Annotated in this window: 24 protein-coding genes; 15 read left to right on the top strand and 9 right to left on the bottom strand. The window is 71.6% G+C overall.

Going from position 1 to position 24,423, the window contains the following annotated elements; translation table 11 throughout:
* Positions 1-55: 55 nt before the first annotated feature.
* Positions 56-448, top strand: a complete 393-nt coding sequence (locus ABT186_RS01475; protein ID WP_351922914.1) for a GNAT family N-acetyltransferase — start codon at positions 56-58, stop codon at positions 446-448.
* 363 nt (positions 449-811) lie between these two features.
* Here the strand turns inward: ABT186_RS01475 and ABT186_RS01470 are convergent, their stop codons facing one another.
* Entirely contained in the window at positions 812-1,432 is a 621-nt protein-coding gene (locus ABT186_RS01470; protein ID WP_351221778.1) for a cysteine hydrolase family protein, read from the bottom strand.
* 326 nt (positions 1,433-1,758) lie between these two features.
* Here ABT186_RS01470 and ABT186_RS01465 point away from each other — a divergent pair, with 326 nt between their 5' ends.
* On the top strand, positions 1,759-2,151 hold the full coding sequence (locus ABT186_RS01465) for an isoprenoid biosynthesis enzyme family protein (RefSeq protein ID WP_351923244.1): 393 nt from the start codon (positions 1,759-1,761) through the stop codon (positions 2,149-2,151).
* Between the two features lie 490 nt (positions 2,152-2,641).
* Here the strand turns inward: ABT186_RS01465 and ABT186_RS01460 are convergent, their stop codons facing one another.
* The gene (locus tag ABT186_RS01460) at positions 2,642-3,403 is read right to left on the bottom strand and encodes a YcnI family copper-binding membrane protein (protein WP_351221777.1); all 762 of its coding nucleotides are present in this window, start codon (positions 3,401-3,403) and stop codon (positions 2,642-2,644) included.
* Between the two features lie 40 nt (positions 3,404-3,443).
* The gene (locus ABT186_RS01455; RefSeq protein ID WP_351922913.1) at positions 3,444-4,049 is read right to left on the bottom strand and encodes a hypothetical protein; all 606 of its coding nucleotides are present in this window, start codon (positions 4,047-4,049) and stop codon (positions 3,444-3,446) included.
* Between the two features lie 101 nt (positions 4,050-4,150).
* On the opposite strand from ABT186_RS01455, the gene ABT186_RS01450 reads away from it, so the two are divergent.
* The 9 genes from ABT186_RS01450 to ABT186_RS01410 all read left to right on the top strand — a co-directional run bounded on the left by ABT186_RS01450 (position 4,151) and on the right by ABT186_RS01410 (position 11,659).
* Positions 4,151-4,549, top strand: coding sequence for a TOBE domain-containing protein (locus ABT186_RS01450; RefSeq protein WP_351922912.1), 399 nt, complete (start codon positions 4,151-4,153; stop codon positions 4,547-4,549).
* A 188-nt stretch (positions 4,550-4,737) separates the two neighbouring features.
* A complete protein-coding gene (gene modA, locus ABT186_RS01445) occupies positions 4,738-5,562 on the top strand; it encodes a molybdate ABC transporter substrate-binding protein (RefSeq protein WP_351221774.1) in 825 nt (274 codons plus the stop codon).
* On the top strand, positions 5,559-6,410 hold the full coding sequence (gene modB / locus ABT186_RS01440) for a molybdate ABC transporter permease subunit (protein WP_351221773.1): 852 nt from the start codon (positions 5,559-5,561) through the stop codon (positions 6,408-6,410). Before modA ends, modB begins: the two co-directional genes overlap by 4 nt.
* Positions 6,407-7,498, top strand: coding sequence for an ABC transporter ATP-binding protein (locus ABT186_RS01435; RefSeq protein WP_351221772.1), 1,092 nt, complete (start codon positions 6,407-6,409; stop codon positions 7,496-7,498). Before modB ends, ABT186_RS01435 begins: the two co-directional genes overlap by 4 nt.
* Before the next feature lie 98 nt (positions 7,499-7,596).
* A complete protein-coding gene (locus ABT186_RS01430) occupies positions 7,597-8,016 on the top strand; it encodes a TOBE domain-containing protein (protein ID WP_351221771.1) in 420 nt (139 codons plus the stop codon).
* 146 nt (positions 8,017-8,162) lie between these two features.
* Positions 8,163-8,828, top strand: coding sequence for a DedA family protein (locus tag ABT186_RS01425; RefSeq protein WP_351221770.1), 666 nt, complete (start codon positions 8,163-8,165; stop codon positions 8,826-8,828).
* Positions 8,825-9,463, top strand: a complete 639-nt coding sequence (locus ABT186_RS01420; protein ID WP_351221769.1) for a phosphatase PAP2 family protein — start codon at positions 8,825-8,827, stop codon at positions 9,461-9,463. Before ABT186_RS01425 ends, ABT186_RS01420 begins: the two co-directional genes overlap by 4 nt.
* Before the next feature lie 139 nt (positions 9,464-9,602).
* Positions 9,603-10,265: a response regulator transcription factor gene (locus tag ABT186_RS01415; protein WP_351221768.1), complete on the top strand. Its 663-nt coding sequence runs from the start codon at positions 9,603-9,605 to the stop codon at positions 10,263-10,265.
* Complete coding sequence (locus ABT186_RS01410) at positions 10,262-11,659, top strand: sensor histidine kinase (protein ID WP_351221767.1); 1,398 nt, start codon at positions 10,262-10,264, stop codon at positions 11,657-11,659. The genes ABT186_RS01415 and ABT186_RS01410 overlap by 4 nt, the downstream gene beginning before the upstream one ends.
* Here the strand turns inward: ABT186_RS01410 and ABT186_RS01405 are convergent.
* From ABT186_RS01405 to ABT186_RS01390, 4 genes are all read right to left on the bottom strand, one after another.
* A complete protein-coding gene (locus ABT186_RS01405) occupies positions 11,640-12,539 on the bottom strand; it encodes a COG4705 family protein (protein ID WP_351221766.1) in 900 nt (299 codons plus the stop codon). The genes ABT186_RS01410 and ABT186_RS01405 overlap by 20 nt on opposite strands.
* Positions 12,540-12,692: 153 nt before the next feature.
* Positions 12,693-13,526: a COG4705 family protein gene (locus tag ABT186_RS01400; protein ID WP_351221765.1), complete on the bottom strand. Its 834-nt coding sequence runs from the start codon at positions 13,524-13,526 to the stop codon at positions 12,693-12,695.
* A gap of 119 nt (positions 13,527-13,645) precedes the next feature.
* Complete coding sequence (locus ABT186_RS01395) at positions 13,646-14,617, bottom strand: lysylphosphatidylglycerol synthase transmembrane domain-containing protein (protein ID WP_351221764.1); 972 nt, start codon at positions 14,615-14,617, stop codon at positions 13,646-13,648.
* A complete protein-coding gene (locus ABT186_RS01390) occupies positions 14,614-16,128 on the bottom strand; it encodes a hypothetical protein (protein ID WP_351221763.1) in 1,515 nt (504 codons plus the stop codon). The genes ABT186_RS01395 and ABT186_RS01390 overlap by 4 nt, the downstream gene beginning before the upstream one ends.
* Positions 16,129-16,389: 261 nt before the next feature.
* On the opposite strand from ABT186_RS01390, the gene ABT186_RS01385 reads away from it, so the two are divergent.
* Entirely contained in the window at positions 16,390-16,791 is a 402-nt protein-coding gene (locus tag ABT186_RS01385) for a BlaI/MecI/CopY family transcriptional regulator (protein WP_351221762.1), read from the top strand.
* Positions 16,788-17,690 carry a M48 family metalloprotease gene (locus tag ABT186_RS01380; RefSeq protein WP_351922911.1) on the top strand — a complete coding sequence of 301 codons (903 nt, stop codon included), beginning with the start codon at positions 16,788-16,790 and terminating at the stop codon, positions 17,688-17,690. The genes ABT186_RS01385 and ABT186_RS01380 overlap by 4 nt, the downstream gene beginning before the upstream one ends.
* A gap of 73 nt (positions 17,691-17,763) precedes the next feature.
* Here the strand turns inward: ABT186_RS01380 and ABT186_RS01375 are convergent, their stop codons facing one another.
* Entirely contained in the window at positions 17,764-19,218 is a 1,455-nt protein-coding gene (locus ABT186_RS01375; RefSeq protein WP_351922909.1) for an alpha-amylase family protein, read from the bottom strand.
* Positions 19,215-21,902 (bottom strand): MGH1-like glycoside hydrolase domain-containing protein, encoded by a 2,688-nt coding sequence (locus tag ABT186_RS01370; RefSeq protein ID WP_351922907.1) that lies wholly within the window; start codon positions 21,900-21,902, stop codon positions 19,215-19,217. The genes ABT186_RS01375 and ABT186_RS01370 overlap by 4 nt, the downstream gene beginning before the upstream one ends.
* Before the next feature lie 152 nt (positions 21,903-22,054).
* Between ABT186_RS01370 and ABT186_RS01365 the strand changes: the two genes are divergently transcribed.
* Positions 22,055-22,690 carry an RraA family protein gene (locus ABT186_RS01365; protein ID WP_351922905.1) on the top strand — a complete coding sequence of 212 codons (636 nt, stop codon included), beginning with the start codon at positions 22,055-22,057 and terminating at the stop codon, positions 22,688-22,690.
* A gap of 405 nt (positions 22,691-23,095) precedes the next feature.
* Positions 23,096-23,986 carry an aminoglycoside phosphotransferase family protein gene (locus ABT186_RS01360; protein WP_351221757.1) on the top strand — a complete coding sequence of 297 codons (891 nt, stop codon included), beginning with the start codon at positions 23,096-23,098 and terminating at the stop codon, positions 23,984-23,986.
* Positions 23,987-24,423: the final 437 nt, after the last annotated feature.

The following is a 24,423-nucleotide window of genomic DNA, read 5'->3' as shown; positions in this document are numbered from 1 at the left end:
CTCGCGCAACGACTACTGCGGCCTCGGCGGGACGGGGGGGCAAGCTCAGGAACTCGTGGATGCCTTCGGTCGGCTGCTGCCGCAGTTGTCCTCGACGGCGAAGCCGCTCGGCTACGAAGCGGTCGACCGGATGGTGAGATGTGACGGGAACACGGTGCTCGTCGCCCGGACGTCCGATGAGATCGTCGGCACCCTGACGTTGGTGCTGCTGCCGCTGCCGTCCGGCTTGCGGGCCCGCGTCGAAGACGTCGTCGTGGACAGCGCTGCGCGGGGCCAAGGAGTCGCCGGCCTCCTCACTCAGGAGGCCTTGCGGATTGCCCGGGAGGCGGGCGCCCGGACCGTTGATCTCACCTCCCGGCCGGATCGCGCGGCAGCGAACAGGCTCTATGAACGCCTCGGCTTCCACGCCCGGCAGTCGACGGTCTATCGCTTCGCGATCGACGGGTAGGGCGTCCACACCGGGCATGCCTTACTTCGGCTGCGGCGTGTGCCCGCAAATGGATACGTTCACACAAATCGGGCCGACGGGTAAGAAGCTGCTGCCTGTGACGGTCAAGAAGCGTGCGACCAGCTGAAACGGGGCTGCTACGTGAGTGAGCCGCTTCGGCAGATTGCTGAGGCTGTGGTCGATGTCGCAGAGGAAGAGCTGGACGTAGCGCTGAGCGCGCTCGGCGTGAGCAAAGGACGGCAGCCGTGTACACACGAAGTCCCCAGGACGTCGCTGCCGCCTCCCAGAAGATCCTCAAGCATCCATCTGAGGGGGAGTGGGTCTGAGGGGCTGCGAAGCCTGCACAGGTCGTATGCGGCAGTTCTAGGCCGCGACGGCCTTGACGAGCCGGCCCGTGGTGAGAATGGCGTGGGCGAAGGTGGGGCCGTTCAGCTCATGGGCGGCGTGCAGCATCTCGGGGAGGAAGGCGGCTGTGGCGTCCCTGACCAGGGTCACGTGGTAGCCGAGTTCCATGGCGAAACGGCCGGTGGACTCGACGCAGGTGTTCGCCAACAGGCCGATCAGCACGACGTGTGTGATGCCGTGCTGTTTGAGCTGGAGGTCCAGATCGGTGTTGGCGAACCCGCTCTGCGCCCAGTGCTCCTGCGCGACGACATCGCCCGGCTGCGGCTGGAAGTCCGGATGGAACTCCCCGCCCCAGGTGCCGCGGGCGAAACTGTGCCGCTCCATGATCTGGCGCTGGGTCGGGTTCGGGTGGTCCCAGGTCTCGTAGTCGCCCGGCGCCCAGCGGCGGTGCGGGACGAAGACCACCCGTACACCGGCCTCCCGGGCGGCGGCCACGACGGAACGCAGGTGGTCCAGCAGCCCGACCTTCGTGGCCACGGGCTCGACCCTGGGCCAGATCTTTCCGCCCTCGGAAAGGAAGTCGTTGTAGGGATCGACGAGCAGAACCGTCGTACGACGGGGGTCATAGGTCTCGGTCACGGTGCCTCCTCAGATCTGACCGGCGCCGACGACCGCAGTCCACCCGTTCGCGGTCGACCACCTCCATTCTCCGCCCGGAACTCCCTGGCCGCCTCTGCACACTGCTGAGGCGCGCTCCATATCAAGGACCCTGGCGAAGAGCGCTAGGAGCGTGGGTCAGTAACGGACGAGCGGCCGGGTGGTCGTGATCGCTGGGGTCGGTCGTGTGCGCCCAGTCAGTGCCCTCCGGGGCGGGGCAGAGGGCTTGGCGGCCCGGGAGTCGGCCTGGAGGGGATGCTGGCCGGGGTCGGTCAGCCGATCGCCGCAGTGAGTCCGGCGGTCCCGATGTGTCGGAAGATCTTGCGCAGGTTGTGGCAGGCGGCCAGCAGCCGCCACTCGCCACGGGCCCCTACCCGCTGCCCAAAGAACTCGCCCATGACTATGAGTTCAACGCCGTCACGGTGATCTGCCACCATCACCGGTGCAGCCTCCAGGAGGCGGTGGAGCGAGTGGCCGTGATGCAGGCCGGATATGTCCAGCGCATCCTCGATCTCGAAGAGGTCCTGCCCGCGCGGCTGGAGCGCGCCGGCCTCTCCGACGACGTCATCGTCGACGCGCTCAGCTGTGCCAGGGACTTCCACGCGCTCACCGCCGGGAACCTCGCCTGGTCGAAGGAGACAGGGCGCTATGCGGAGATAGAGGCCACGCCGACCTATCTGGCGGACTTGTTTGTTCCGTAGGACCCGTCGGCCGTCGCTCATGAGCGTCAGGGCACCGCTGCGGCAGCGGCGCCGGGGATCCTCGGGCAGGAGTGTGCGTCGCAGCCCACGCGGCCGTGGCGCCACGGGAACGGTGATCGACGCCACGGCCGGTTCGGCGAGATTGGCTGGTTGACCCCGTCCCGCCCGGCCCGCAGTACCCGTTCGGGATTTCGGTGGCGGAAAGGTACTGCTGGTGATCCAAAAGAGCGCCGAATGTCAAGTTCGCGCCTCACAGGTGCTCAACGACGATGGGCTCTCGTAGCCGCTGCGCTCTTCGAGTCTGTCGGGTCTCAAAGAGGCAGCGGCCACACAGTGCCGTCACCCGTATGCGTGCCGCGCTCACACCAGCACCACACCGGCCCGCAGACGGCGCCTCAGCCGTCGATCTCTACCGGCGGCGCCGTGACCGGCGAAGTAATCACCGCATGAGCAGGGGTTGACTGTTGGCGCCGACGGAACGGGGATCCGGTCACTCGGATCCGGAGGAGCCTCCGGTGCGGCCGCGGGCGATCGCGAAGCCCGCGGCGGCCAGGCCCAGGATGCCGACGACGAGGCCCGCGATGCCGAGGCCGCGGGCGGTGGAGTCGTCGGTGGAGGTGGAGGCGGCCTTGGCCGTCGTGGACGCGCTCGGCTTCTCCGAGGTGCCGGTGGAGGCGGTGGCGGCCGATCCGCTGTCCTCCGCCGTGCCCTTGGCGGTCAGCTGGACGACCGGCGCCGGGTTCTCCGGCTCCTGCCCGCCCTTGGGGGTCTCCTCGATCCAGCGGGTGACGTTCCCGTCGGAGTAGGTCTGCAGCGTCTTGAAGGTCAACTGGTCGGCGTCGTCCGGGAGCTGACCGAAGGCGACGTTGAAGTCCTGGTACTGGCCGTGCCGGATACGACCGCCGGTCCAGGTGATCTCGGAGACGGCGTCGGTGATGGTGCCGTCGTCCGTCTTGACCGGCGTCTTGAGCTTGGTGGTGGTCACCTGCGCGGTCCAGCCGTCCTGCGGGGTGACCAGCACGCCCAGGACCGGGTGGTCGGTGGGCAGGAAGACCTGCACCTTGGTGGTCGCGGCGGTGTCCTCCTCGTTGGGCACCCGGAAGGTCAGCACACCGTCCGTGGCGCCCTTGGCGTAGCTCCCGGGGTGGACGGTGACGTGCGCGAAGGCCGCGCCCGCCGCGGTGAGGACGCCGGCGGCGGTCAGAGCGGCGACGGTGCCGGCGCGGCGCAGGGTGGTACGCATCGTGGACATGGGTGGGGAAACTCCGTACTCGTGCTCGATGTCGGGGGGTTCAGATCGCGTACGAGGTCCCCGGGGGCGGGCCGCGCCGGGACAGGGCATGGCGGAGCAGCGCCTGCCTCAGGAGGTGACGCCGGTGGTCGCACGGGCGTGACGGTGTGACGTACGCGGGCAGTGGCGCCGTACGCCACCAGGCGGCGAGGCCGGGGACGAAGGCGACGGCCTTGCGCAGCAGCGACCACAGGGCGGCCTCACCGCGCCGCAGGCACCAGGACGCGAGCAGGGCGGCGGCCAGGTGCGCGACGACGACGTGGGAAGTCATCGCGTGCGACTGGGCGGCCATGTGCATCCCTTGGGGCGTGCCCGCCATGTGCATCGGCCCGTCCGACGGGCCGGCCGCGTCGAAGGCGAGATGCAGTCCGGCCTGCACGGTGAGCATCGCGACGGCTATACCGAGGAGCGAGCGCTCACGCCCGGCGAGCACTGCACCGGCCGCGAACACGGGCAGGAAACCGGCCGCGTCCACCCACACCGGCGGAACGGCGCCGGTGGCCAGCGTGTGTCCCCCGGCGGCGAGCAGCACGCACACGATGGCGAACATCGCCGCGCGCACACTCCGCATAGCCAAGGACACACCCATGGCGTCGGATCTTGCCATGGGGACAGGCCCGGCCATGTCCGTTTGGGCAGATCCGGCGTGCGAGGGCACTTCCGGGGCGCGTTGCGGCCCGGACCGCGCGGGCGCCTATCGTGGCGCCCATGCAGTCCTACACAATCGGCCAGGCCGCCCGTCTGCTGGGGGTGAGCCCGGACACCGCGCGGCGGTGGGCGGACGCCGGCCGGGTTGCGACCCGGCGCGACGGCAGCGGGCGCAGGGTCATCGACGGCAGGGATCTGGCCGCGTTCTCGGTGGAACTGGCGCGCGGCGGCACCGGCGAGGAGGACGCCCCCTCGTACACCTCCGCGCGCAACGCGTTCCCCGGGATCGTCACCGCAGTGAAGCTCGGTGACGTGGCCGCCCAGGTGGAGATCCAGGCGGGGCCGCACCGCCTGGTCTCCCTGCTGACCCGGGAGGCCGTGGAGGAACTGGGCCTGGAGGTCGGTATGGAGGCCACCGCGCGCGTGAAGTCGACAAACGTGCACATCGACAGGACCTGACCGGCGCCCCAGGACCTGACCGGCGCCCCCGACCCGTCCGTACGAACGCACATGCGCACCCCGCTCCCGCAACAGCCCTGCTCATGCGATGCGACAGGAGACTTCCGGACAGCATCTGCGCCAGTATGATCGGCATATCGGAGGGGTCCGGGGGATCTCTCCCGGACGACAGAGGGAGTGGACCCGTGATGACCCGTTCCGCGCGCCGGACCCGCCGGATGCTTCAGGTGACCGGTGCGGGGGCCGCCGCGCTGCTGGCCCTGAGCGCCTGCTCCTCCTCGTCCGACTCGGGCTCCACCACGAAGTCGGCCTCCTCGGCGTCCTCGTCGCCGAAGCTGTCCGGCACGGTCACCGTCTTCGCCGCCGCCTCCCTCAAGGAGAGCTTCACGGCCCTGGGCAAGGAGTTCGAGAAGGAGCACCCCGGCACGAAGGTGTCCTTCAACTTCGGCGGCAGCGACACCCTCGCCGCGAGCATCACCGGCGGCGCCCCGGCGGACGTCTTCGCCGCGGCCAGCCCCAAGACCATGGCGATCGTGACGGACAAGAACGACGCGGCCGGCACCCCCACCACCTTCGTGCGCAACCAGCTGGAGATCGCCACCGTGCCCGGCAACCCGGACAAGGTCTCCTCCCTGAAGGACCTCACCAAGTCCGGCCTGAAGGTCGTGCTGTGCGACAAAACGGTGCCGTGCGGGGCCGCCGCGCAGAAGGCCCTGAAGGCGAGCAGCCTGAAACTGACACCGGTGTCGTACGAGCAGGACGTCAAGAGCGCCCTGACGAAGGTGGAGCTGAAGGAGGCCGACGCCGCGGTCGTCTACAAAACCGATGTGAAGGCGGCGGGTGACAAGGTCCAGGGCGTGGAGTTCCCCGAGTCGGCCAAGGCCGTCAACGACTACCCGATCGTCCTGCTCAAGAACGCGCCCAACGCCGAGGCGGCCAAGGCGTTCATCGCCCTGGTGCAGTCCGACGAGGGCAGCAAGGTCCTGACCGAGGCCGGGTTCCTGAAGCCATGACCCGGCTCGACATGTCCGATGCCGCGGCCGAGACCCTGGTGGGCGGGCCGCGGCGCGGGCGTGTCCGCCGCCCGGGGGTTCCGCTGCCGCTGCTGCTGCCTGCCCTGGCCGGTCTGGTGTTTCTGCTGCTGCCGCTGGTCGCCCTGCTCGTACGGGCTCCTTGGCGCACTCTGCCCGACCAGCTGACCAGTTCGGAGGTGTGGCAGGCGCTGCAGCTGTCCCTGGTCAGCGCCACCCTCGCCACCGCGGTGAGCCTGGTGCTGGGCGTGCCGCTGGCCTGGCTGCTGGCCCGTACGGAGTTTCCGGGCCGGGGTCTCGTACGGGCGCTGGTGACCCTGCCGCTCGTGCTGCCGCCGGTGGTGGGCGGTGTGGCGCTGTTGCTGGCGCTCGGGCGCAACGGTGTCGTGGGACGGTGGCTGGACTCCTGGTTCGGGATCACACTGCCGTTCACCACGGCCGGGGTGGTGGTGGCCGAGGCGTTCGTGGCGATGCCGTTCCTCGTCATCAGCGTCGAAGGCACGCTTCGGGCCGCCGATCCGCGCTACGAGGAGGCCGCCACGACGCTGGGCGCCTCACGTTTCACCGCGTTCCGCCGGGTCACGCTGCCGCTGATCGCGCCGGGCATCGCGGCCGGCGCCGTGCTGGCGTGGGCACGGGCGCTCGGTGAGTTCGGGGCGACGATCACTTTCGCGGGCAACTTCCCCGGCCGTACGCAGACGATGCCGCTGGCCGTCTACCTGGCGCTGCAGAACGACCCGGCGGCGGCAATGGCCCTGAGTCTGGTGCTGCTGGCGGTGTCGATCGCGGTGCTGGCGGGGCTGCGGGAGCGTTGGATGACGGCACCATGACCCACGTCGACCGGACCACCGCCGACCCCGCGGCCACCGGCGTGCGCGGCGAAGGGCTCGACGCCCGGCTCGTCGTCGACCGCGGCTCCTTCCGTCTGGACGTCACGCTGACCGCCGCGCCGGGCGACGTCGTCGCCGTGCTCGGGCCGAACGGCGCCGGCAAGACCACCGCCCTGCGCGCCCTCGCCGGGCTCGTCCCGCTCTCCGGCGGGCATCTGCGGCTGGACGGCACCGCGTTGGACCGTACGCCGCCCGAGTCCCGCCCCGTCGGCGTCGTCTTCCAGGACTATCTGCTCTTCCCGCATCTGTCCGCGCTCGACAACGTGGCCTTCGGACCGCGCTGCCGGGGCGCGTCCAAGGCCGAGGCGCAGGCCGTCGCCGGCGCATGGCTGGAGCGCATGGGCCTCGCCGATCACGCCGGCGCCAAGCCGCGCCGGCTGTCCGGCGGTCAGGCCCAGCGCGTCGCGCTCGCCCGTGCGCTGGCCATCCGGCCCCGGCTGCTGCTCCTGGACGAGCCGCTCGCCGCGCTGGACGCCCGCACCCGGCTGGAGGTGCGGGCCCGTCTCCGCCACCACTTGGACGAGTTCGAGGCGGTCGCGGTCCTGGTCACGCACGACCCGCTGGACGCCATGGTGCTCGCCGACCGGCTGGTCGTGATCGAGCACGGCCGCGTGGTCCAGGAGGGCTCCCCCGCCGAGATCGCCCGCCGTCCGCGTACGGACTACGTCGCGCAGCTGGTGGGCCTGAACCTCTACAAGGGGAAGGCGGACGGTCACACCGTGCGGCTCGACGCCGGTCGCGCCATCACGACCTCGGAGAACCTGTCCGGACCCGTCTTCGTGGCGTTCCCCCCGGGCGCCGTGACCCTGTACCGGGACCGGCCCAGCGGTTCCAGCGCACGCAATCTCTGGCGGTGCGAGGTCGCTGGGCTGGAGACCCACGGCGACCAGATCCGGGCCGGCCTCACCGGTCAGCTCCCCCTGGTGGCGGACCTGACCACCGTCGCCGCGGCCGAACTCGGCCTCCATCCGGGCGCCACGGTCTGGGCGACCGTCAAGGCGGCGCAGACGCACGCGTACCCGGCCTGACGCGCTGCGCCGGGGCGGCCCGCGCCCACGAATCCCGCTACCGTGGGCGCAGCCAGGGCAGACCCTGACAATCCCCCCACGCTCCGCGAGGCACGCCCATGAACCTGAGCATCCGCAACCAGATTCCCGGCACCGTCACGGCCGTCACCCCGGGCGAGGTCATGGCGACCGTCAAGGTCAGACTGGCGGGCGGCCAGGACGTCACCGCCGCGGTCACCCTGGAGGCCGTCGACGAGCTGAACCTCGCACCCGGCGCCGCCGTGTACGCGCTGGTCAAGTCGACGGAGGTCGCGCTGGCCAACGCTGCGGTCGAGGGCGTCTCCATCCGGAACCAGGTACCCGGTACGGTCGAGGGCGTCACCACGGGCGGGGCCATGGCCTCGGTCAAGGTCACGGTCGTGGGTGGCACACTGACGGCCGCGATCACCAAGGACGCCGTGGACGACCTCGGTCTGACGCCCGGCTCCTCGGTCGTCGCTCTGATCAAATCGACGGAGATCTCGCTCGCCACGGCCTGACGGACCCGTTCACCCGTTGGGGTGATCACGGGAACGTTCGTCACCCCATTATCGTCTACAGTTCAGTAGACGGTCTACAGAATTGTAGTCAGCCGCCGGGTGACGCCGCGTCGCGCCCGGCCTCCCGTACGGAAGGGCTCGCGACGATGGCCACACCCTTGTCACTGGGATCACAGCTCGCGGTGAATGTGCTGGACGCCCAGTCCCTGCTCGCGGCCTTCGGCGTGCTGGGCGTAGGCGTCGTGATGTTCGCCGAAACGGGCCTGCTCATCGGCTTCTTCCTGCCGGGCGACTCCCTCCTGTTCACGGCGGGCCTGCTCTGCACGGGATCGGGCCAGCACGGGGTGAAGCTGTCGCTGCCCCTGCTGCTGGTCTCGGCGGCCGTCGGCGCGCTGGCCGGCTCGCAGGTCGGCTATCTGCTCGGACGCAAGGCGGGCGGCGCGCTGCTCGCCCGCAGCCGCTCGGCCCGGCTGCACGAGGGCGCACAGCGCGCCGAAGAGCTGCTCGACCGGTACGGGCACGCGAAGGCGATCGTCCTGGCCCGCTTCGTACCCGTGGTGCGCACGGTGCTGAACCCGATGGCAGGCGCACTGCACGTGCCCGTGCGGACCTTCACCCTCTGGCAGGTGATCGGCGGCCTGGCGTGGAGCCTCGGCCTCACCCTCGGTGGATACGCTCTCGGCTCGTCGGTGCCGAATGTCGACAAGTACCTGCTGCCGATGATCGCGGTGATCGTCCTCGTCTCGCTGATCCCGGTCGCCCTGGAGCTCCTGCGCTCCCGCCGGGCCGCGAGGGAGGGTGTCCGCGGATGATGTACGCCTTCGACGGTTCGTCGATCGACGGCTCGGCCTACAGGGACATAGTGGATCTGTCCCACCGGGCACCCGCCTGGCTGGACTCCCTGATCTCCGCATGGTCGACGTACGGGCTCGGGCTGTTCGCCGTGCTGATGGTCATCGGGTGGTGGCGGGCGCGTCGCACCGGCTCCGGCGCCGCCCTGCTCGCCCTGGCGGTCCCGCTGCTGGTCGTCCTCGCGTACGCGGTGAACTCCGGGCTGAAGCTGCTGGTCCGGGAGGACCGCCCCTGCCAGAGCCTGCACATCGCCACGCTGGAGGCCTGTCCGGCGCCGGGCGACTGGTCGTTCCCCAGCAACCACACCGCGATAGCCGCGGCGGCCGCGGTCGCCCTGTACTTCGTTTCCCGCCGGATCGGTTACGTCGCACTGGTGGCGGCGGCCGCGATGGCCGGCTCCCGGGTCTGGATCGGCGCCCACTACCCGCACGACGTGGTGACCGGGTTCGTCGTCGGAGCGCTCGTCGCGTCCGTCGCGATGATCCCGCTGAGCCGCCGCCCGGACACTCTGGCCCGTCGTCTGGAGGACACCCCTCTGCGTCCTCTGCTCCTGGCGTCCGCCTCCCGGCAGGACGTCACCTCGGAAGCCAGGTGAGCACTCCCCTGTAGCCCTGCCGGATACAGCCCCGCCGGACCGGAAGCCCCGCCGAACCGGAAGCCCCGCCGGACCGCGAGCCCCGCCGGACCGGCTCCCCTCGGCCCGGTGAGTGCGGCCGGGTGATCCACGGAGGACCATGCGCCACAAGATCCTGGTCGTCGAGGACGATCACGCACTGCGGGACGTGCTGCTGCGCGGCCTGCGGGACGAGGGGTACGACACCGTGCCCGCTCCGGACGGTGCGACGGCCCTGCGGCTGGCCGACGAGGACGTCTCCGCGGCCGTCCTCGACATCGGGCTGCCGGACGCGGACGGGCGCGATGTGTGCCAGGCGATCCGGGCGAACGGCTTCCTCGCGCCGGTCATCTTCCTCACGGCCCATCACCGGCTCACGGACCGGCTGTCCGGGTTCTCCGCCGGCGGGGACGACTATCTGCCGAAGCCCTTCCACCTCACCGAACTCGCCGCCCGGCTGCGGGCGGCGCTCAAACGGGCCGCGCCCCGGAACGTGACCGCCACCGGGGATCTGGTCCTGGACGCCGTCCGGCACGGGTTCACCGTGCACGGCAGCCGCGTCGATCTCACACCGACGGAGTTCCGTCTCCTGGCCGCTCTCATGGCGGCGGCCGGGGACATCGTGCGCCGCCGCGAGCTGATCCGGGCGGGCTGGCCCGAGGGCGCCCTGGTCAGCGACAACACCCTGGACCAGTATCTGACCCGGCTGCGCCGCAAGCTGCGCGCATCAGGCAGCGGGCTGACGATCGGCACCGCGCGCGGCATCGGCCACCGGCTGTCATGACGGCCGTCCCCACTCGTCCGGCCGCCCCGCTCGCCCGGCTGAAGCCGCGCACCCTGCGTGGCCGGCTCTCCCTGGTGGCGCTCACCACCGCCACGCTCCTGATGGTGATCCTCACCGTCGTCTTCAACACGGTGGTTCGCCGGCACCTCCAGAGCCAGGCGGACGACGAACTGCGCACCCGGGCCGCGGCGGTCGCGACGACCATCGACACCAGGGGCCCGAAGGTGCGCGTCCTGGAGACCTCCAACGACGCGCTCCTCGACGCGAACGTGTGGATCTACGCCGGTGCGCGTCTGATCGAACAGCCGTCGTCCACCACGGCTCACGGGCAACTGACCAGGACGGCGCAGAAGCTGGTGGCACAGGGCGGCCAGGACTGCGTCACGGTCGCCGGCCACCACGAGCACGGGCCCGTCCGGCTGTGCGCCCGGCCCGTACCCCACCGCGCGGGAGGCAGCGCGGCCACGGTGGTCACGGCCCTGGACCTCTCCCCGTACCGGAGTTCGGCGGACACGCTGCTGCTCGGGTCGTTCGCCCTGGACGGGGTGATGCTCGCGTGCACCTACGCCCTGACGCGCCTCGCGGTCGACACGGCGCTGCGTCCCGTGGGCACGATGACCGACCAGGCCACGCAGTGGAGCGCCGTGGCGTCAGAGGAACGGTTCGGCGCGGTGGAGCGGCCCGCCGAACTGGCCCGGCTGGGCACATCGCTGGACGCCCTCCTGGACCGCATCCGGGCGGTGCTGCGCCATGAGCGCCGGCTGACCGCGGAGTTGTCGCACGAACTGCGCACACCTCTCAGCCGGATCGTCGCCGAGCTGGACTGGTGGCAGTCCCGCCCGCGCTCGGATGCCGACACCAGGGCCACCCACGCGGTGATCGCCGAGGCCGCCCAATCGATGCACACCATCTGCGACACCCTGCTGGACGAGGCACGCGAGGGCACGGCAACGGTGCCCGGCACGGCCGAGGTCCTGCCCGCGCTGCGGCAGCTCGCCGCGGGCCTGGCCGCCCCGGCCCGGGTGACGGTCGGGGTCCGCGCGCACGACGAGCACCTGGAGGCCGGGGTCCAGGCCGCCCTGCTGGAACGGATCGTCAGCCCGCTGCTCGCCAACGCGCTGCGGTACGCCCGCTCCTCCGTCGCCGTCGAGGCCCGGCGCACCCCCGACGGCGTACGCATCGACATCACGGACGACGGGCCGGGCGTACCGGAGTCGTTCGCCGGGCAGCTCTTCCAGCCCGGTCGGCGGGCCGATCCGGACGACGGGCACGGCGGAGCGGGTCTGGGACTGCCGCTCGCGCGGCGCCTGGCCCGCTCCGCCGGGGGCGAGGTGCACCACGATCCGTTGCACACCCCGGGGGCCCGGTTCGTGGTCAGTCTGCCCGCCGGCTGACCCGGTCCCGCTCGCCGGCGGCGCCGGGGAGCGCGCCGCTGTCCTTGCGCTCCTTGACGTGGGCGTACGCCATCAGGCCGAACAGGATCGCGAGCAGCACGGCCGATGAGCCCATGGTGCCGAGGTCCAGGCCACCCTTGGCGACCGGCTTGGTGAGGAAGTCACCGGCGGTGGCGCCGAGCGGGCGGGTGAGTACGAAGGCGATCCAGAACAGCAGCACATTGGGCACCGCCGGCACACGCATCAGGACGGCGAGCACCACCAGCGCCCCGGTCACGAGCAGCGCACCGCCCGCGTAACCGAGGCCGGAGCTGTCGGAGAGGAAGTCGCCCATCGACGTGCCCAGGGTGTTGGAGACGAGGATCGCGGACCAGAACAGGGCCTCGCCGCGGAAGGTGACGATGTCGCGGATCACGAACGTCATCCCCGACAGCTTCCACACGACGAAGATCGCGATGAGGATCGAGATGAGGATCGCGGCGCCGACGGGGTAGCCGAGGCCCAGGCCCTGGGGTCCCCAGCCGAGCGAGGTGGTCCCCTTCGGGAGGTACTTGGCGGCGGCGTCGCGGTTCATGAAGTCGGACATCGTCGTTCCGGCCATGCTGGTCGACAGGATGACGGTCCAGTAGAAGAAGGGGTTGTAGCGGGCGGAGCGGAGCTGGACCACCAGGGTCACCACGAAGATCAGGAACAGTGCGATCGTGGTGAGGAAGTAGCCCAGTTTGAGGGTCTGGGCGAAGAGGTCGCCCGCCGTCTCGCCCAGGGTGGTCGCCGCGATCTTCATGATCCAGAAGGTCAGCGTGACCTCCGGCAGCTTCTTCACCACGCTTTTTCGGGCCTCTGCGGCCTCGGGGCCGGTGGGGACTTCGGACTTCTCCAAGGTGCGGACACTCCGTTCGGTCCATGCCACAGGGCGCTCGTCCGGAGGCGAGCGCCCTGTGGGGACGGTGGGGGACGACTGCGCACGGCAGCCGCGTCGTGTCCGACCCTCTCAGCGGTGATCTGAACGGATCCTGAATGCGTGACCGGCCCGTCACGCTGCGTGTCGCGCGCCCCGTTCCGGTTCGGTGACGTCCGTACGCGTCGCCGTCAGGTAGATGACCAGGCCGAGGATGACCGCGAGGAACAGCACACTGGTCACTGTGGTGCCCAGGCCGAGGCCTCCGTCGCCGGTCGGCTGGGAGAGGTAATCACCCATCGAGGCGCCCAGCGGACGGGTGAGGATGTACGCGATCCAGAACCCCCACACGGCGTTCAGGCCGAGAGCGAAGCGGGCCACCGCGACCGCGGCGATCGCCAGGGCGAACAGGACCGCGGAGATCCAGTAGCCCAGGTCCATCTTCTCGGCGACCAGGTCACCGGCCGCCGTGCCGAGGGCGAAGGTGAACAGGACCGCCAGCCAGTAGAAGGCCTCGCGGCGGGTGGAGTCGACGTGGTGGATCGACAGGGTCCGCTCGGTGCGGTACCAGACGGCAAACACGATCGCCAGGACGATCGCGAACACCGTGGTGCAGGTGGTCAGCGAAACGCCCATGTTGTCGGTGAGGTTGTCGCTGATCAGCGTGCCGACGACACTGATCAGGGCCACGGCGAGCCAGTACACGCCGGGGCGGTACGCCTTCGTGCGGAACTGGACGACGAGCACGACCGCGAGCAGCGCGCTCATCAGCAGCGACACACCGGTCAGGCCCATGCCCAGGTTCGAGTTCAGGAAGTCGGCCGCGGTCTCGCCGACCGTCGTGCACAGGACCTTGATCACCCAGAAGTAGACGGTGACCTCGGGAACCTTGTTCCAGCGCAGTCGAGGAGCGGGGGTGGCTTCGGCGGAGTTCCGGAGACCCGCCGTCTCGGATGTCTCATAGGTCATGGGGCCCGACGGTGCCACCGGGAACCTGAACGCATCCTGACTGCCACGTGGCATGAGCCCGCCTCCGGCGAGGTGATCTGGGCGCAGGTCACGCGCCCCGCCCGTCCCGGTTCCCGCCGTCACAGCGCCTTGCGCCGCACGAGCATGCCGAGCACGACCAGACCGGGGACCAGCGGCAGCCACACCGTCAGCAGCCGGTAGCCGAGGACCACGGAGGCCGCCGCGCTGCCGGGGGCTCCGGCGAGCGTGAGCGCGAGGGCGAGCGCGGCGTCCAGGGAACCGATGCCGCCGGGAGTGGGCAGCAGGACGGCCGCGCTGCTCGCCGCGAGGTAGGCCAGCGCGACCCGGTCGGGTGGCAGCGGCAGGCCGAGGGACCGGGTGACCGTGACCACCACCAGCGCGTGCAGTGAGGCGAAGGCGAGCGAACCGCCCCACAGGGCCGCTGCCCGGCCGGGCAGCCGGTGCACGGCCCGTACATCCGCCAGCACCGCCCGCGCGGCACGGCGGAGTGGTCCGCGCAGCAGCAGCACGACCGCCCCGGCCACGAGGAGTGCGGCCGCCACCACCGCTGCGGACACGCGCGGAAGGCGCAGCGGCCCGGGGTCGAACAGCGCGAGAAGGGCGATCAGCGCGCCCCGTGTCACTGCCCCGGCCGTGGCCTTGACCGCGAGCGCGGTCGCCGAGCGGGTCATGGACAGTCCGCAGCGGGTCAGAAAGCGGAGGTTGACGGCGCCCGCGCCGACGCCCGCGGGCAGCACGTGATTGGCGGCCGAGGCGGCGAACTGCACCGCGACCAGCCGCCTGCCGGGCAGCGCCTCGGCCACCGCACCCTGCTGGGCGAGTGCCGAGCACGCCCAGGTCGACACGGTGGCCACGGCCGCCGGCAGCAACCAGCCCCGGTCGGCGTTCGCGAGGCGGGTGGCGCCGGTCTCGATCACCGGCCAGTGATGCCGTGCGAGCAATGCGGCGCAGAGGAGCACAGCGAGGCTGACGGCCGTCTGCCAGGGGGCTCGTCCGCGCAGGGTCGCCGCCCGGTCGGTCGACGCCGCCGGGATGTCCGGTGCCACCTCGGTGGTGGCCGGAGGGGTCATCCGCGTCCGTCCCGGGCGACAGGAGGAGCGACGAGGATGCGTACGCCGTCGAAGGAGTGGGAACTCCAGCCGCGCGCATACGACGGCGGCCGGCCCGAGGGAGTGTCCAGGTACGCCACGGGCATGCGCTGAGCGGTGCGCGCCACGGCGGCGGCGGTGCTGTTCTCGTTGCTGCCGCTGGTCTCGGCGGAGGAGCAGCCGGCGTAGAAGGCGATGGGGATGGCCTCGTTCCCGGTCAGCAGACAGGGCGGCCGGACCCCGAGCCGGTGGAGTTCGGCGGCCGTGCGGGACCAGGCGCGGTGGTCGGCGGTGGTCCGGTGCACGGTGCGGTGGAGCACCTCGTACTGCACCGCCAGATGTCCGGCCAGCGCGACCGCCACGAGCGTCGCGGTGATCGGCCGCCACCGGCCGTCCGGCGCGGTGACCAGGTGGAGGAGGGCGTCTGCGACGGGGATGGCGAGCAGGGCGTAGGCGGGGAGCAGGAAGCGGGGCGCGGCGTATCCGATCAGGAACAGGTACGGGAAGGCCGCAGTCGCCGCGCAGGCCAGCGGCACCAGGGTGCGGCTCGGCGGCGCCGGGCGCCGGGCTCGGCACGCGATGACCGCGGCGAACACGGCGAGCAGGGGCAGCACGAACCACCAGGCGGTCACCGCGGGGTTCGGCATCGGGCCGGTGCACGGGCGGCACAGCGCGCGTCCGCCGAGGCTGCGCAACTGGTCGCCGACGGCGACGTTCCAGCCCAGGCCGCCCTGAATGTCGGAGCCGTCGGACAGGCGTTGCAGGAGCCCCCCGTAGCTGGTGTACGCCTCGACGATCCACTCGACCGCCCCGGCCGCCAGCCCGCCGGCCAGCACCGACAGCAGCGTCAGGCGCCGCCACCGGGGTACGAGAACCAGCAGGACGAGCAGGGGCAGGGTGGTCCAGACGGCGTCGGTGGGCCGCATCCACGCCATCAGCGCCGCGCCCGCGGCGACGCCCCACAGGGCCGCGCGGTCTGCGCTGTCCGCGTGGGCGCGCAGGAAGCAGCCGGTGGCGGCCAGAGCGCCGGTCGCGACCCAGTAGTTGGGCATGGCCTGCGGGGCGTAGAACAGGGTCACCCACAGGCTCGCGAACAGTGCCCCGCCGAGGGCGAGGACGCGGGCCGGGAAGAGGCCCCGCCAGGCGCGCAGGGCGAGGAACAGGGCGGCGCCGGACAGCACCGCGAGATAGACCCTGAGCAGTGCGGTGGAGGAGGACCAGGAGGTGATCGGGGCGACGAGCAGGGTTATGCCCCGGGCGCGCGGCGCGCTGAAGTACGCCGCGGGGGCGTGGACGCTGATCTGGCTGACGTACACCGTCTCGTCCCAGCCGAGGCCCATGCCCGGCCGTACGAGGAGGAGCTGGGCCAGCGTGAAGGCGCCGGTCACGAGGGCGATCAGTCCCTGGCCGCGGTCGCGCCACGACATGCCGGCCACCGACGGCCCCGCGAGCCTGTGGACCCCTGCGAGTGTGGTGTTCGAGCTGTTGGCCATACCCATCCCTCACCCCCTACAGACCGTAGGGGCATCACACACTACAAGCCGTAGGGTCGACGGTGGAAATCGGGAAAGAAACAGGTAAAACACGGACAAGTTAGCGCGGACGGACCGGAGTTGCAGCGCGAGAGGGCCGACGGCCCGGATTCCTCGCGGACACGGTTACGCCGATCGAGTGGACCGGGCCCGCTCCGGTGGACGGGCGGTCCGGCTCCGCCGCCGACACCCCCATCCCCTACGCGCTGTAAGGTTACGGGCATGGCTGGCAGAGTCCCTGGGGGCAGGGCGGAACGACGCAGTGCCGGTGAGCTGGAGAGCGAGGTGCTCGCCGCGCTGTGGGCCACCGAGCAGGCGCTCACGCCGGCCGAGATCCAGGCCGAGATCGACGGCGGCCTCGCCTACAACACCGTGCACACCATCCTGAAGCGCCTCTACGACAAGGGACTCGTCCTGCGGGACGTGGACGGGCGGCGCGGTGCGTACCGGCCCGCGAAGAACGCGGCCGAGCTGACCGCCGAGGCCATGCACGAGGCCCTCGACCGCGGCCCGGACCCGATCGCCACGCTCCAGCAGTTCGTGTCCGGCCTCAGCCCCGAGGAGGAGCAGGCCCTGCGCGACTTCCTCGGCGGGCGCGCGCTCCCCGGAGGAGGCGGCGCATGAAGATCGACGTCTACGTCCCGATCCTGCTCTCGCTGCTGCTGGCCGCGGTCGGCCCGCTGGTCGGCAGGCGTGTGGCGCCCGCGCTCGCGGCCCGGGTGCTGGCCGTGTCCGCCGTGTTCACGGCCGCCGCCACCGTCTGGTCGCTGGTCCTGCTCGCGGTCACCCTGATCGGCCAGGCCCCGCCGGTCGTGGCGGACGCCCGCGACGACGGCCGCCCGCTGCCCGACCCGGTTCCGGAGGTGATAGCCGTCGCCGCGGCCCTGGCCCTGGTCCTGATCGCCGTGCGCGTGTACCGGGCCGCCCGCGCCGAACGCCTCATGCGCCGCGCCCTGCGGACGCTGTGCGCCGGGCATCCGCCGGACACGGAACTGATCGTCGCCGCCTCCCCGGTGCCGCAGGCGTTCGCCATCCCCGGCAGCGGCGGCGCACCGGGCCGGATCCTCGTCACCTCGGCGATGCTCTGCGCCCTCGAACCGGCGGAGCGCCGGGTGCTGCTGGCCCACGAACGGGCCCATCTGACGCACCGGCATGCGTTCCTGTCGACCGCCGTGGCACTCGCCGTCGCGGCCGACCCGCTGCTCGTGCCCGTCCGCGCCACGGTCACGTTCCTGATGGAGCGCTGGGCGGACGAGCAGGCCGCCGACGCGGTCGGCGACCGCTCCACCACGGCGCGCGCCCTCGCACGCGCCGCGCTCAGCGCCGGGCGCCCGGCGCCGTCGTGCGCCCTGAACTTCACCGACCGGGCCGTCACCCGCCGCATCGCCGCCCTCCAGGCGAGCCCGCCCCCGCACCTGTGGCCACTCGCCGCGACTACGCTCGCGCTCGGCGCCCTGCCGGCGCTCGGCGCCGCGGATGCGACAGGGGATCTACTGCGGCTGCTGGAACACGTACTGATGTGACCGAGCCACCGGGCAGGCGCGCCCGGGGCACGACACACCGGCCGCCGTCCGCAGCAGCGCCCGGGGCGGCCGGTCAGCCGGCCCCCACGGTCAGGACGTGGCTGTGCCACGGGTCCAGCGCCACGTACAGGCCGGGGCCCGTGAGTTCGTCGCCGTCGCGGTCGTACGTGTCCGTCGTGAGCAGGTCGGTCAGCCGGCACGGGCGGCCCCGCAGGTCCGGCCAGAGCAGGGGCACGCGGCCCTGGGACGGGGTGTCGGAGTGGTTGACCACCACCAGATGGCGCATGTCGCCGTCGCTCCAGCTCCAGGCCAGCAGATTGCGATGGGTGTCGTTGTCCGGCCAGCCCGTGCAGTCCAGCAACCGCCAGTCGCCCGTGCGTACGGCGGCCGCGGCGGGCAGCAGGCGGTCGTAGAAGTCGTGCAGGGCCCTGTCGACCGGTTCCTGCGGCCGACGCGAGAGGAACACGGGCAGCCGCACCCGGCGGCCCTCGAACTGGCCCTCGTGCCACAGCGTCGCGCCCGGCAGTGTGGCGACGGCGACGGCCGCCCCGCGTTCCCGGTCGCCGGGCAGCGTGGCAGCGGCCCGGGGCTCGTCGTGGTTCTCCAGGAAGCGCACGAGCCCGCGCTGGTAGGCGAGGTCGGCGCCCAGATGGGCACGGACGGACCCGGCGTCCTCGTGGACCAGCCGGTCGTAGAGGCGTTTGTCGTAGCAGTGGTCGAAGCCCTGCTGCTGAAGGGACCGTTCGAGATCCCAGTACGCCTCGGCGACGAAGAGGAGGTCCGGGTGGCGGGCCCGGACGCGCGGGATGACGTACGGCCAGAAGTCCTCGGCCGGAACCGGTCCCGCCCTGTCTCCCCAGGTCTTGGCGAACACGTCGTTCATGAGGAGCATCGCCATGTCGCAGCGCACGCCGTCCGCCTGGTCGCCGATCGCCACCAGTGTGTCCACGGCCGCGTCACGCAGCTCGTCGCCGAAGGCGTTCAGCTGGACCACGTCCGGCCACGGCGGGAAGTAGGGGTCCCGGCCCCGGGCGTACACCTGCCCGCCCACCGCCAGGAAGGCGTCGGGTGCGCGGGCCAGGTCGTCGGGCGTGCCCCGGACCAGACAGCCGGGGCGCTCGGTGAGCCAGGGGTGGTCGGGGGCGACATGGTTGGGGACGTAGTCGAGCATCAACCGCACTCCCCGCGCGGCGAGTTGTGCGCGTGCCGCGGCCAGTCCCTCCGGGCCGCCGAGACTCCGGTCGACGACGTAGTTGCGTACGCAGTACGGGGATCCGGCGATGTCCGCCGGGGTGAGGTCCGGCAGGGCCGCGCGGAAGGAGGCGAGCAGCGCGTCGTCGCGCAGGGCGATCTCCAGTCCCGCCGGGCTGCGCTCCCACACGCCCATCAGCCAGACGGTGTCGACGCCCGGCCGCGCCACCTCGTCCCAGACCTCGCCGGGAACGTCGCCGAGGGTGACCCGGCGCCCGTACCGTACGCCCAGCTCGCCCAGCCAGACGAGGGCGTTGATCTCGTGGATGACGGTCATGACAGCGGCTCCTCGCCCAGGGCACCCCAGTCACCGGCGCCGACGAGATGGAACAGGGTGGCGGTGACCGCCGCGAGACCGGTCCAGCCGGTCTGGTGGGAGGCGCCGAGTCCCGCGCCGGTGTCGCCGTGGAAGTACTCGTAGAACAGGATCAGGTCCTTCCAGTGCGGGTCCTTGGCGAACTTGTCCTGGCCGCCGTGCACCGGGCGGTGTCCGTCGGCGTCCCGCAGGAAGGTGGAGGTGAGCCGCCCGGCGATCTCGCGGGCGACCTCGTACAGGGTGAGCTGCCGCCCCGCGCCCGTCGGGAACTCCACCGTGAACGTGTCGCCGTGGTACGCGTGCAGGTTCAGCAGGGCACGGATGAGAAGGACGTTGATCGGGAACCACACCGGGCCGCGCCAGTTGGAGTTGCCGCCGAACATGCCAGAGTCGGACTCGGCCGGCAGATAGCCGACGCCGTACGTCTGGCCGTGCACCTCGAAGGTGTACGGGTGCGCGGCGTGGTACCGCGACAGCGAGCGGATGCCGTGCGGGCCGAGGAACTCCTCCTCGTCGAGCATCCGGGCCAGGATGCGGCGCAGCCGGTCCTCGTCGAACAGCGCGAACAGATGACATCCCGCCGTACTCGTCCCCATGATGTGGCGGGTGGAGACGAGGGCTTCCACGGCCGGATGCCGGTGGACGAACTCCCGTGCTTCCTGGGCGAGTTCGGGGAAGCGGCGATCGGTCCAGGCGCCGACCAGGCTGGTCGCGGCGAGCGGGATCAGCCCGACCAGGGAGCGGACCTTCAGCCGGGTCGCTCCCCCGTCGGGCAGCCGCAGGACGTCGTAGAAGAAGCCGTCCTCCTCGTCCCACAGGCTCTGGTTGTCGTTGCCGATGCGATTCATGGCGACGGCGATCCACGCGAAGTGCTCGAACAGCGTCTGCGCGTGTTCCACGTAGACGGGGTTGTCATCGGCCAGTTCGATGGCGATCTCCAGGAGGTTCTGGCAGTACAGAGCCATCCAGGCGGTGCCGTCGGCCTGGTCGAGGTGGCCGCCGGTGGGCAGCGGGGCGCTGCGGTCGAAGACACCGATGTTGTCGAGGCCGAGGAAGCCGCCCTGGAAGACGTTGTTGCCGTCGACGTCCTTGCGGTTGAGCCACCAGGTGAAATTCTTCGTCAGCTTCTGGAAGGCGTTCTCCAGGAAGGTGCGGTCGCCGCGGCCCGTGCGCTGCTTCTCCAGCTCGTAGACGAAGAGGACGGCCCAGGCGTGCACCGGCGGGTTGACGTCGCCGAAGTTCCATTCGTACGCCGGGATCTGGCCGTTGGGGTGCAGATACAGGCGGCGCAGCAGCAGCTCCAGTTGCGCCTTGGCGAAGCCGATGTCGACCATGGACAGCGCGATGGCGTGGAAGGCGAGGTCCCAGGCCGCGAACCAGGGGTACTCCCAGGTGTCCGGCATCGACATGACCTCGTCGTTGACCATGTGGTACCAGGCGCTGTTGCGGATGCGGGGGTCGACGGCCAGCGGATCGACACCGTGCTCGGCGAGCCAGCGCTCGACGTCGAGGTGGTAGTACTGCTTGCTCCACAGCATCCCGGCGAGCGCCTGCCGCACCAGGCGGCGCTCGTCCTCACCCAGGCCGTCCGGGACCACGCCCTCGAAGAACACGTCGGCCTCGGTGCGCCGGGTGTTGAATGCCTGCTCGAACTCGGCCCAGGGATCGGTGAGTTCGGTGTCGGTCAGGCGCAGCCGTACGGTCGCGCTGTCCCCGGCGGGCACGGTCAGCACGTGGTGGACTGCGGCCTTGGTACCGGTCTGCTGCGGGTTGACGGCGCCGGTCTCGCCGTGGACGACGTACCGGTCGATGCCGTCCTTGACGTACGGGGTGGCGTTCGGGCTGCCGAAGATGCGCTGGTTGTCGGTGTCGTTCTCGGTGAACAGGGTCTCCGTCCCACCGGTGAAGTACAGCCATCGCGGGCCGAGTTCCTCGTGGTCGGCGCGGATCGCTCCCGGGACCCGGCTCAGACCGGGCACCGCCGTGCCGCCCGCCCACGACCAGGTGTGCCGGAACCACAGTGTGGGCAGCAGGTGCAGTACCGCCTCGTCGGGTCCGCGGTTGTGCGCGGTGATCTCGACGAGCAGATCCTCCGGACCGGCCTTGGCGTACTCCACGAACACGTCGAAGTAGCGGTCCTCGTCGAAGACGCCGGTGTCGAGGAGTTCGTACTCGGGGTCGTGCCGTCCGCGGGCCCGGTTGACGGTGACGAGGTCCTCGTACGGGAAGGCCCTCTGGGGGTACTTGTAGAGGAACTTCATGTACGAGTGGGTGGGCGTCGAGTCCAGGTGGAAGTAGTACTCCTTGACGTCCTCGCCATGGTTGCCCTCGGCGTTGGTCAGGCCGAACATCCGCTCCTTGAGGATCGGGTCGCGGCCGTTCCACAGGGCGAGCGCGAAGCACAGCCGCTGCTTGTCGTCGCTGACGCCGGCGATGCCGTCCTCGCCCCAGCGGTAGGCGCGGGAGCGGGCCTGGTCATGGGTGAAGTAGGACCAGGCGTCCCCGCCGGGGCTGTAGTCCTCGCGCACCGTGCCCCACTGCCGCTCGCTCAGATACGGCCCCCAGCGCCGCCACGCCACCCGCCCCGCATCGGCATCCGCCAGCCGCAGCCGCTCGGCGTCCGCCCCGCCATCGCTCGCCGCCATCGCCCGCCCTCCTCATTGCCCGGCACATTCCCCCAGATTCGGACCTCGAGGGCGGAGCCGCAACGGCTCGGCGGGGGCGGGCCGGGCGTGCCGCGCGGGTCCGCCGGAGGGGGGACCGTAGAGTCGAAGATCCACCCGAACGGAGGAGTCATATGAGCGACGTCACCGACATCGTCGGCGCGTTCGAAGACATCCCGACGACCACCCTCGCCGATCTGCTCGGCCGCGCGCGGGTCATGGACATCGGCATCCGACCGCTGTGGCCGTCGGCCCCGCGCGTGGCGGGCCCGGCGTTCACGGTCCGCTGCCCTCGCGGCGACAACCTCATGCTGCATGCGGCCATCCACCGGGCCGAGCCGGGCTCGGTCATCGTCGTGGAGTCGGGAGACGTGGACTACGCCCTGGCCGGCGGCAACGTCTGCGCCGTGGCCCAGCGCCGGGGCATCGCCGCATTCGTGGCCGACGGAGTCATCCGTGACCTCGCCGAGGTCCGCGAGATGGGCTTCCCCGTCTTCGCCCGGGGCGTCATGCCCATCCCGGGCACCAAGAACGCCGCGGAACCGCTCAACGTGGACGTGGAGTGCGGCGGCGTGAAGGTGAGCGCCGGCGACATCGTGGTGGCCGACGAGGAGGGCGTGGTGGCGGTCCCCGCGGCGCGCCGGGAGGAGATACTCGCCGCCGCCCGGACGAAGCTCGCGAAGGAGGCGCAGGAAACCCTCGACATGTGGGAGGAGGCGCACCGGGCGAAGATCGACGCCATTCTGGCGGACAAGGGCTTCCGGGACTGACCGGGGTCCCGACGAGGATCTGACTCACCGTCAACCGCGCGGCGGGCAATCCCCCGACCGGGCCACCCTTCACCACACGAGGGAATCGAACGGCGCCGCGTGCCCCGATTCGCCAGGGCCGCTTGACCGGGGCGGGATGATCGAACCTTTGCCCGAGAATTCGCCCCCGGCTGCCCGTTACGAGTCCATGATCAGGGCGGTTGTTCGGTCGCTTGTCCGCATCGACATAAGCCCTGGAGGATTCATGAACCCCGTCCCCGCCCCTACCGCCTTTCTCCCCGCGTTCGACAATCGGCCCGGGCGGCCTGCCTCCGCCCGGCACGGAGTTGACGCCCTCGTCCCGACCGGCTCCGCCCGTGCCTCGGTCCGCCCGTCCTCATCACGTCCGGCACCGAGGTGGGGCGCATGACCGTCCGCACCCCCATCCCGACCGCCCTGGCCGCGTGGGCCGAGGGGGTCGTCGGTCCCGTCCGCTCCGTGCGGGACGCCTCGCACCGCCGCCCCGGGTCCAGGGTCTGGGAGCTGACCTCCGACACCGGCCGCACCTTCCTCAAGGTGGCTCCGACACCGACGCTCTACGCCAGGGAGACCCGCGCCTACCGTGAGGCGGCGCCGGCGCTGGAGCGGGGCACTGTGCCGTACCTGCTGGACACCGAGGCGCGGCACCGCGCGCTGCTGCTCACCGCGGTGCCCGGCCGGCCCGTGCGGAGCCTTGCGCTCACCCCGGGCGGGCGGCGCGCCCTGCACCGCAAGGCGGGCGCGTGGCTGCGCCGGTTCCACGGCGACGCCCGCGATCTGACGCCCCAGGACCGTTCGGAGGCGGCAGGCGAGATCGAGCGCGCCGTCGACGACGCCGAGGTGCATCTCGAGCGTGCCGGGGACCTCATCGGCGCCCGGGAACGAGATGTCGTCCGCCGGCATGCCGCCGCGCTGGAGCTGCTCGGCCCCCTGCCGGTCGCATACGCCCACGGCGACTTCCAAGAGCGCAACTGGCTCTACGACACCGGGGTCGGCGCACTCGCGGTGGTCGGCCTGGAGCGGGCCCGCCCGCACGCCGCGGTCTTCGACGTCGTCCGGCTCGCCTGCGGCCCCTGGGCCGAGCGGCCCGAGCTGCGGACCGCCTTCTGCCAGGGCTTCGGGCGCGAGCTGACCGGCGTGGAGGAGACCGCCCTGCGCTGTCTGTCGGCGCTCGACGCAGCGAGCGCCCTCTCCTGGGGGGTGCCCCACGACGACCAGGAGGTCGTCGCCCGCGGCCGCAGAACTCTGGCCCGGCTGTCGGAGGGGCACTTCGCCTGAGGAGGCCCCGCTCAGCCGCTCCCCCGCAGCATCCGGGACAGCCCCAGCGCCGCGGTTCGCACAGCGGGGGCCAGTTGGGCGGATCTGGAAAAAACAGGCCGCCATACGAAGGCTGACTCCCGTTTGCTCGACGCTGCGAGACTCGGGGCGACGGGCGGCACAAAGTGCAGTTGCCCGGGATCTCGGCCCGTCACCGTCAGGCTGGAGGCACAGTCCGGCCGCGGCCACTTCCAGGACAGCATGGCCGGAGCCCGGCTCCGGGTCGGGCACGGTGACCACTTCGGGGCGGGCTCCCGACTCCGCCCGGCCGAAAAGGGCGCGGTCGTCCATGAAGGCGCCGAGGCCGAGCGGGTACATGTCCTTGTTGTCGAAATGCCCCTGCGGCCCTCGGGCACGGCGACGCCGGTCCGGGCGCGCCAGGCGCCGATGGACCAGGG

The organism is Streptomyces sp. NPDC001634, assembly GCF_040298185.1.
In the GTDB taxonomy this organism is placed as follows: Bacteria; Actinomycetota; Actinomycetes; order Streptomycetales; family Streptomycetaceae; genus Streptomyces.
Note: the sequence above shows the minus strand (reverse complement) of the source record. Positions and strands in the feature narration are given on the sequence as shown.

Excerpts from the sequence above, each read along its gene's own strand:
- ABT186_RS01460 (WP_351221777.1), bottom strand. The coding sequence starts at position 3,403 with ATGTCCACGATGCGTACCACCCTGCGCCGCGCCGGCACCGTCGCCGCT.
- ABT186_RS01455 (WP_351922913.1), bottom strand. The coding sequence starts at position 4,049 with ATGGCAAGATCCGACGCCATGGGTGTGTCCTTGGCTATGCGGAGTGTG.
- ABT186_RS01450 (WP_351922912.1), top strand. The coding sequence starts at position 4,151 with ATGCAGTCCTACACAATCGGCCAGGCCGCCCGTCTGCTGGGGGTGAGC.
- modA (WP_351221774.1), top strand. The coding sequence starts at position 4,738 with ATGACCCGTTCCGCGCGCCGGACCCGCCGGATGCTTCAGGTGACCGGT.
- modB (WP_351221773.1), top strand. The coding sequence starts at position 5,559 with ATGACCCGGCTCGACATGTCCGATGCCGCGGCCGAGACCCTGGTGGGC.
- ABT186_RS01435 (WP_351221772.1), top strand. The coding sequence starts at position 6,407 with ATGACCCACGTCGACCGGACCACCGCCGACCCCGCGGCCACCGGCGTG.
- ABT186_RS01430 (WP_351221771.1), top strand. The coding sequence starts at position 7,597 with ATGAACCTGAGCATCCGCAACCAGATTCCCGGCACCGTCACGGCCGTC.
- ABT186_RS01425 (WP_351221770.1), top strand. The coding sequence starts at position 8,163 with ATGGCCACACCCTTGTCACTGGGATCACAGCTCGCGGTGAATGTGCTG.
- ABT186_RS01420 (WP_351221769.1), top strand. The coding sequence starts at position 8,825 with ATGATGTACGCCTTCGACGGTTCGTCGATCGACGGCTCGGCCTACAGG.
- ABT186_RS01415 (WP_351221768.1), top strand. The coding sequence starts at position 9,603 with ATGCGCCACAAGATCCTGGTCGTCGAGGACGATCACGCACTGCGGGAC.
- ABT186_RS01410 (WP_351221767.1), top strand. The coding sequence starts at position 10,262 with ATGACGGCCGTCCCCACTCGTCCGGCCGCCCCGCTCGCCCGGCTGAAG.
- ABT186_RS01400 (WP_351221765.1), bottom strand. The coding sequence starts at position 13,526 with ATGACCTATGAGACATCCGAGACGGCGGGTCTCCGGAACTCCGCCGAA.
- ABT186_RS01395 (WP_351221764.1), bottom strand. The coding sequence starts at position 14,617 with ATGACCCCTCCGGCCACCACCGAGGTGGCACCGGACATCCCGGCGGCG.
- ABT186_RS01390 (WP_351221763.1), bottom strand. The coding sequence starts at position 16,128 with ATGGCCAACAGCTCGAACACCACACTCGCAGGGGTCCACAGGCTCGCG.
- ABT186_RS01385 (WP_351221762.1), top strand. The coding sequence starts at position 16,390 with ATGGCTGGCAGAGTCCCTGGGGGCAGGGCGGAACGACGCAGTGCCGGT.
- ABT186_RS01380 (WP_351922911.1), top strand. The coding sequence starts at position 16,788 with ATGAAGATCGACGTCTACGTCCCGATCCTGCTCTCGCTGCTGCTGGCC.
- ABT186_RS01375 (WP_351922909.1), bottom strand. The coding sequence starts at position 19,218 with ATGACCGTCATCCACGAGATCAACGCCCTCGTCTGGCTGGGCGAGCTG.
- ABT186_RS01370 (WP_351922907.1), bottom strand. The coding sequence starts at position 21,902 with ATGGCGGCGAGCGATGGCGGGGCGGACGCCGAGCGGCTGCGGCTGGCG.
- ABT186_RS01365 (WP_351922905.1), top strand. The coding sequence starts at position 22,055 with ATGAGCGACGTCACCGACATCGTCGGCGCGTTCGAAGACATCCCGACG.
- ABT186_RS01360 (WP_351221757.1), top strand. The coding sequence starts at position 23,096 with ATGACCGTCCGCACCCCCATCCCGACCGCCCTGGCCGCGTGGGCCGAG.